Annotated in this window: 3 protein-coding genes; 2 read left to right on the top strand and 1 reads right to left on the bottom strand. The window is 77.8% G+C overall.

The features are described 5' to 3' along the window. Positions 1-120: 120 nt before the first annotated feature. Positions 121-4,185, bottom strand: coding sequence for a beta-N-acetylglucosaminidase domain-containing protein (locus tag ACFCX4_RS33370; RefSeq protein WP_376150718.1), 4,065 nt, complete (start codon positions 4,183-4,185; stop codon positions 121-123). 377 nt (positions 4,186-4,562) lie between these two features. On the opposite strand from ACFCX4_RS33370, the gene malQ reads away from it, so the two are divergent. Both malQ and ACFCX4_RS33360 read left to right on the top strand, forming a co-directional pair. Beyond that, a complete protein-coding gene (malQ, locus tag ACFCX4_RS33365; protein ID WP_376150720.1) occupies positions 4,563-6,710 on the top strand; it encodes a 4-alpha-glucanotransferase in 2,148 nt (715 codons plus the stop codon). A 20-nt stretch (positions 6,711-6,730) separates the two neighbouring features. Continuing rightward, complete coding sequence (locus ACFCX4_RS33360; RefSeq protein WP_376150716.1) at positions 6,731-6,964, top strand: hypothetical protein; 234 nt, start codon at positions 6,731-6,733, stop codon at positions 6,962-6,964. The last annotated feature ends 48 nt before the right edge of the window (positions 6,965-7,012 follow it).

The following is a 7,012-nucleotide window of genomic DNA, read 5'->3' as shown; positions in this document are numbered from 1 at the left end:
GCGTCCGCCCTCCGCTCCCCCACCGCTCCCCAGAACCGCGCCGCCCCGCCCCCGAAGGAACCCCCCTGGGCCCCCCCCCCCCCCCCTCTGGGGGGGGCGGGCGGCCCCGCCGGCGGCCGGCTACGGCCTCGGCGTGCCCGTCGGGGCCGGCGACGGCACGGCCGGGGTGCCGGTGGGCGACGGCACGGCCGGCGGCGTGGTCGCCGCTCCGCCGCCGGGACCGCCGCTCTGGCCGCCCGGCTGCCCGCCGCCCGCGGGCGGCGGCGTCACCGGCGGGGCGACCGGGGGCGTGACCGGCGCGGTGACCGGCGGCGCCGCCGGCCCGGCCGCGGAGGCCACGGCGTACAGCTCGACGCCCCAGAGCGAGTAGCCGTACTTGGTGGCCCGGGCCACGCCCTGCACCCGCAGGAACTTCGCGTCCGGCGCGTCGAAGCGCACCTCCTCGTTGCCCCCCCTGCCGTTCTCCACCGTCGCGACCGTGGTCCAGGAGCGGCCGTCCGCCGAGGTCTGGATCTTGTACGCGGCGGCGTACGCGGCCTGCCAGCGCAGCACCGCCGAGCCCAGGTGGGTCGCCTTCGGCAGCTCCAGCTGCACCCAGGCGTCGTCGGCCGCGGGCGAGGACCAGCGGCTCTTCGGGTCCTGGTCGGCCACCGCCGAGGCGGGGAAGTGCGCGTTCTCGTCGCCGGAGGAGGTGGCGTCCGCGGTGATCGCCAGGTCCGGCCCGCCGGTCGCCGGCACCACGTGCACCTGGAGCACCTGACGGACGGTGGTCTGCCCGGCCACGAACACCACGGGCACCTGGTACGTCCCGGACGGCGTCTCCGGTCCGGCGGTGACCATCAGCGGCGCGCCGACCCTGCCGCCGCGCGGCACGCTCACCCCGGTGACCGGGGCCACGGTCAGCCCCTTGGCGACGGCCGGCACCTCGGTGCGCAGCTCCCCGGTGACGCCCTCCGGCCGTCCGGCCTCCACGGTCACCCGGGCCTGCGCCGGGGTGGTCTCCCCGATCACCGCGTCCACCGAGGTGTCGGCCAGGCTCAGCCGGGCCGCCGGGGCGTCCCCGTACCAGGGGATCACCTGGTTGACCACGGGCGGTTCCCCGCCCGGCTTCCAGGCCAGCCGGAACGCGTCGGCGGGCAGGCCGCCGGCCGACAGCTCGTTCCAGCCCGGCTGCACGGTGCCGATCTCCGTCCAGCTGCCGTCCGGGTGCCGCACCGAGGCGGTGGCCGACGCCCGCACGCCCGGGTCGGTGAGGACGGTGAGCCGGTCCAGCGGCCGGGCGGCCCCGAGCTCGACGGTCAGCGGCTCGTCCTGCGCGGTCGGCGCGGTGGCCGCCCGGTAGGCGGTGTCCGGGTTGCCGTCCAGGACGTCGGTGGCCGAGGAGCCCGGCAGCGCGGCCGGGCCGCCGGAGACGCTGGCCGGCAGCTCGTCCGGCGCGGTCACCGAGAACTCGCGCACCGCGACCGCGGTCCTCTGCGCGGCCGTGGCCCGCAGCCGGACCGCCCGGACGACCGTCCCGGCGGGCAGCTGCGCGGAGACCGACTTCTGGTTCTTCACCGGGGCGAGCCTGCGCCAGCCGCCCTCGCCGGTCGTGTACTCCAGGACGCCGTCGCGGATGTAGTCGTCGAGGGCGTTCTGGCCGTCCGGGCCGCTGCCCCAGGAACCCATCAGCACGGTGACGCTGCCGACCGGGCGCCCGCTGCCGAGGTCGAGCCCGACCGAGTCGCCCGGCTGCGGCGGCGCCGAGCTCCAGTAGAAGGTGTCGGCGACGCCGTCGGCCATCAGCGCCGGCAGGTGGTCGTGCGCGGTGCCCAGGGTGGTGGTCGGGGTGATGCCGCCGCCCTGCACCCCGGCCCAGGTGTCGGCGGCCTGCAGCGCCCGCTCCAGGAACGGGCCGAGCACCCCCGCGCCGACCGTCGCCGGGCTCTGGCCGAGCTGCTCGCGCAGCTTGTTCAGCTCCACCCGGGCCCTCCAGGCGGCGGCGCCGTCCCCGCCGCGCTGGGCCACCAGCATGTCCACGGCGGCCTTCCCGGCGAGGCCGTAGTCGCGCAGCGGCGCCAGCCAGGGCGCGGCCTCGGCGGCCAGCGGCGCGGTGGCCGGGGCGGCGGCCAGGGTGTGCTGGGCACCGGCCATCGCGGTGAACGCCTCCCGCAGCGGGGCGGCGGCCTCGGTCAGCCGGGCCGGGTCGGGCGCGGTGCCCGCGGTGGGTTCGGCGGTCGCCCAGAACCGCTCCAGCAGCGGCAGCAGGTAGCCGGACTCCTGCTTCGCCAGCGGCGAGGACACGCTGTTGCCGGCCAGCGCGGTGACCGCCGCCAGGGTCTCCCCGGTCGGCGTCGCGCTCGCGCCGGTCGGCCCGGCCAGCGAGCGCAGCGCCGCCCGCCAGGAGTCCTCCGGCTTGTAGCCGGCCGGGTTCCAGGCGAAGTCGCCGGCCGTGGCGAGCGCGATCCGGGAGGCGACCGGCTGCTGCATCGCACCGGTCAGCATGACGGCCGAGCGGGTCGCCACCTCGCTGTCGCGGCCGGTGTAGGCACCGAGGAACAGCCGGTCCGGGGTGGCGTCGTTGACCGGGTAGTTGTCCATGGTGACCAGCGGGTGCCCGTACAGGCCCGCGGTGTCGCCGACCTGGGAACCGGTGATCCGCTCCGGGATGACGCCGACCCCGGACCAGGACATCTGCACGCCCCCGGGCAGCGCGGCGGCCAGCGCCGTCCGGTACGGGGTGGGTCCCTGCTGGTGGTACTCGGTGGGGACGACCGACAGCGGCGCCAGCCCCGGGTTCCGCGCGATCAGCCGGTCCTGGACCTTGCCGGCCAGCTCGGCCTGCGCCTTGGCGGCGGCGGCCGGTCCGGTGCCGTACCTGGCCCGGTCGTCGGAGCAGTGCCACTCGTCGTAGGAGACGTCCAGGAACTGCAGCTGGAAGGCCGAGAAGCCGAGCCTGCGCAGCCCGTCGAGCTTGGCGACCAGCGCGTCCGCGTCCTTGCCCGAGCTGTAGCAGAACGACTGGCCGGGGTCGATCGCGTAGCCGAGCGTGACGTGGTTGCGCCCGGCGCGGGCGGCCAGCGCCCGCAGGTCGTCGGCCCGGGCCTGCGGGTAGGCGTCCCGCCAGCGGGCCAGCCGGTACGGGTCGTCGCCCGGCGCGTAGAGGTAGAGGTTCTGCTTGGAACGGCCCAGGAAGTCCAGCTGGTCCAGCCGCTGCTGCTGGGTCCACGGGGTGCCGTAGAACGCCTCGGCGGTGCCGCGCACCGGCGCGCCCGAGGGCCAGTCGCGCAGGGTGATCCCGGGCAGGCCGAGGCCGGTCGCGCCCGGCGCCTGGCCCTGCCCGGCCGGCACGGCCGCCAGCAGCTGGCGCAGCGACTGCGCCGCGTAGAAGGTGCCCGCCGCGTCGGCGCCGGCCAGCACCACCGCGCCGTAGCTGCCGCCGCCGGCCACCGGCAGCTGACCGGCCGCCAGCACGTAGCCGCCGGCCGGCATCCCGGCGGTGGTGGGCGCCACGCCGTCCGGTCCGCCGGCCGCGGCGGCGAGCTCCCGCAGCACCCGGTCGGTCGGACCGGACGCGCCCTCGGCGGGGCCGCCGACGTACACCACCAGCGAGCCGGCGACCGGCGCGGCGGGCTCCGGCAGCGGGTCCACGGCGGTCGCCCCGGCGATGCCGAGGACCTCGTGCACGGTGTCGACCGCGCCGTGGTCCGCCTTCGGCGCGGTGATCAGGGTGACGGCGCTCGGCACGGTGACCGGCCTGCCGGTCACCCGCTGCTCCTGCGGGCGGGGGAAGACCTGGGGGTCGGTCACGCTGCCGAGCGGGGTCTGCGGGGCGCTGCTCACCACGTCCGGCCCGGGGGAGTGCCCGGGACCCTGGGCGTACGCGGCCGGCCCGCTCACCAGCAGGCCGCCGACCACGGCCGCCGCCGACAGGGTGGCCGCCACCCGGAGGGTGTGCCGGCTCGGCGCCCCGGGCCGGGCGGCCTGCGCACGCTCGGCCCGGACGGAGGGGAGCAGCGGCGAGGTGCCCTTGAGGTCGGCGATCAGCCGGTCGGCGGTCCGGGGTGCGAGCTGACGGCAGGTCCGCGCGGTGGCCCGGCGCGCCGCGAGGGCGGCGGGGTGCTGGAGCACCTCGCGCAGTGACGGGCTCTGCTCCAGCTGCTGACGGAGCCGCCGCCCGGCCGCCTCGGACACTCGGGCTTGCACAGGAGCCTCCTAGCCAGGCCGGAACCACATCGCGCCAAAGCCCACCAGGTACCCAAGTCGGTGTCAACGCCGTCGACGGCTATGCCGATTTTGTCCGATTTACCCCTCGCTTAAGACTCCCTTGAGCAACCTCTCCCGGGTGGTCCCGCACCGGAGGCCGGCCCCGTCGGCCCCCGTCCGCGCGCTCCGGAGCGCCCGCCGGTGGGCCCGCCGGTGCGCCGACCGGTCCTCCCGCCCCGGCCGGCGCGTGTGTCGCGCCGGGTCGCCGGGCCGTCACCCGGGTAGGACTGTGCCTGTCCTGACTGGGCGTTGCCGAGACATCGCAGGAGCCGCGCGTGGCCGCTTACCTCGACCCTGACGGAGCCGACGGCCCGGACGTGCCGGCGCAGGACGCGCCGCCGCCCCCGCCCGAGCTGGTCGCGCTGGCCCGGGCCCACGGGGTGGACCCGGGCTCCGGACCGGGGGGAGCACCGGTGGGCACGCGCACCCTGGTCGCCGTCCTCGCCGCACTCGGCGTGGACGCGGCCACCCCCGACGCCGCCCGTGCCGCCCTGGCCCGCCACCGGGCCGAGCGGAGCGCCCGGCTGCTGCCCCCGACGGTCGTGGCCCGGGCCGGCCGCCGCACCGCGCTCGACCTCCCCGCCGGCGCCCGGCTCACCGTCGTCCTGGAGGAGGGCGAGACCTGGGAGCTGCCGCGCGGCCACGCCCACTGGCTGCCCGCCGACCTGCCGCCCGGCCGGCACACCCTGCGGGCCGAGTGCGCCGGCCGCACCCCCGCCACCGCGCACCTGCTCATCGCCCCCGAACGCCTGCCGGCCCTCCCCGGACGCAGCTGGGGCTTCCTGGCCCAGCTCTACTCCGTCCTGTCCGACCGCTCCTGGGGCATGGGCGACCTCGCCGACCTCGCGGACCTCGCCGGCTGGGCCGGCTCCCTCGGCGCCGGCTTCCTCCAGATCAACCCGCTGCACGCCGCCCTGCCCTCGGTGCCCTCCGACCCGTCCCCCTACCGCCCCTCCTCCCGCCGCTTCGCCGACCCGGTCCACCTGCGGGTCGAGGAGGTCCCCGAGTACGCCTACCTGACCGGCCGGCGCCGCACCGGGACGGAGGCGCTGCTCGCCCGCGCCGCCCGGCTGCGCGCGGAGGTGCTGGAGCACGACGGCCTGATCGACCGCGACGAGGTCTGGGCCCTCAAGCGCCACGCCCTGGAACTCCTGCACGCCGAGTACCGCCGGTACGCGGCCCGGCACGGCGCCGTCCGCACGGCCGCCTTCGACGCCTTCCGGGCCCGCGAGGGCGTCTGGCTGGAGCGCCACGCGATCTGGAACGCCCTGGCCGAGCGCCACGGCGCCGACCACCACCGCTGGCCGAAGGGCCTGCGCCACCCCGACTCCCCGCACGTGCGGCACGAGGCGGCGGAGCTCGCCGACCGGGTCGACTTCCACCGGTGGCTCGCCTGGCAGGTCGACCGCCAGCTCGGCCGGGCCCAGCAGGCGGCCCGCACCGCCGGCATGCCGGTCGGCCTGGTGCACGACCTCGCGGTCGGCGTGCATCCGGACGGCGCCGACGCCTGGGCGCTGCAGGACGTGCTCGCCGCCGGCATCTCGGTCGGGGCGCCCCCGGACGCCTTCAACGCGCACGGCCAGGACTGGGGCCTGCCGCCCTGGCGCCCGGACGCGCTGGCCGCCGCCGGCTACGCGCCGTTCGCCGAGCTGATCCGCTCCGCCGCCCGGCACGCCGGCGCGCTGCGGATCGACCACGTGATGGGCCTGTTCCGGCTCTGGTGGGTGCCGGCCGGGCACGCCCCGACCGAGGGCGCGTACGTCCGCTACGACGCCGAGGCGATGCTCGCCGCGCTCGCCCTGGAGGCGCACCGGGCCGGTACCGCGGTCGTCGGCGAGGACCTCGGCACCGTCGGACCGGGGGTGCGCGAGGAGCTGGCGGCGCGCGGCGTGCTCGGCACCTCGGTGCTCTGGTTCGAGCGGGACTGGCCGGCCGGGGGCGCGATCCTCCCGCCGGAGCGGTGGCGGGCGGGCAGCCTCGCCACCCTGACCACCCACGACCTGCCGTCCACCGCGGCCCGGCTCTCCGGCGAGCACGTGGAGCTGCGCCACCGGCTCGGCCTGCTGGCCCGTCCGCTGGACGAGGAGCAGGAGCAGGCCGCCGCCGAGCTCGCCGACTGGCGGGCCGAACTGGTCCGGCTGGGCCTGCTGGCGGCGGACGAACCGCTGTCGGCCACCGCGCTCTACCGGTTCCTGGCCGCCACCCCGGCCGGACTGGTGGGCGTCTGGCTGCCGGACGTGGTGGGCGACCCGCGCCCGCAGAACCTCCCGGGCACCTGGGACCAGTACCCGAACTGGCGGCTGCCGGTCGCGGACGGATCGGGGGCGCCGGTCACCCTGGACGCCCTGGCCGCCGCCCCGGCCGCCCGCACCCTCGCGGACCTGCTGCGCTCCGTGGGGACCGGGCCGCAGGGCCCGTCCGGCGCCGGTCCCGAAAGGCCGACCCCGCCGAGCGGCACGGTGTAAGTGACGGGTAAGTTGGCACCGTGGACAAGAGGAACGCTTTGCGAGCCGGCGCGGTCACCGCCACGGTCACGCTGATGATGCTGCTGTCGTCGCCCGCCATGGCCCTCACCCGGGACGACGGCGACGACCCGGGTAGCGGCCTGAGCGTCGCCGAGACCCTCGGTCTGTACGTGCTGGCCCCGATCGCCGCCTTCGTGATCATCGCCGGCCTGGCCGCGCTGCCGCTCGGCGGCGGCAAGGACAAGAAGAAGTAACCGAGGGCTCCTGCCACCACGAGCCCTGACCCCGAGGGGGCGCCGGAC

Source organism: Kitasatospora sp. NPDC056327 (genome assembly GCF_042261735.1).
In the GTDB taxonomy this organism is placed as follows: Bacteria; Actinomycetota; Actinomycetes; order Streptomycetales; family Streptomycetaceae; genus Kitasatospora.
Note: the sequence above shows the minus strand (reverse complement) of the source record. Positions and strands in the feature narration are given on the sequence as shown.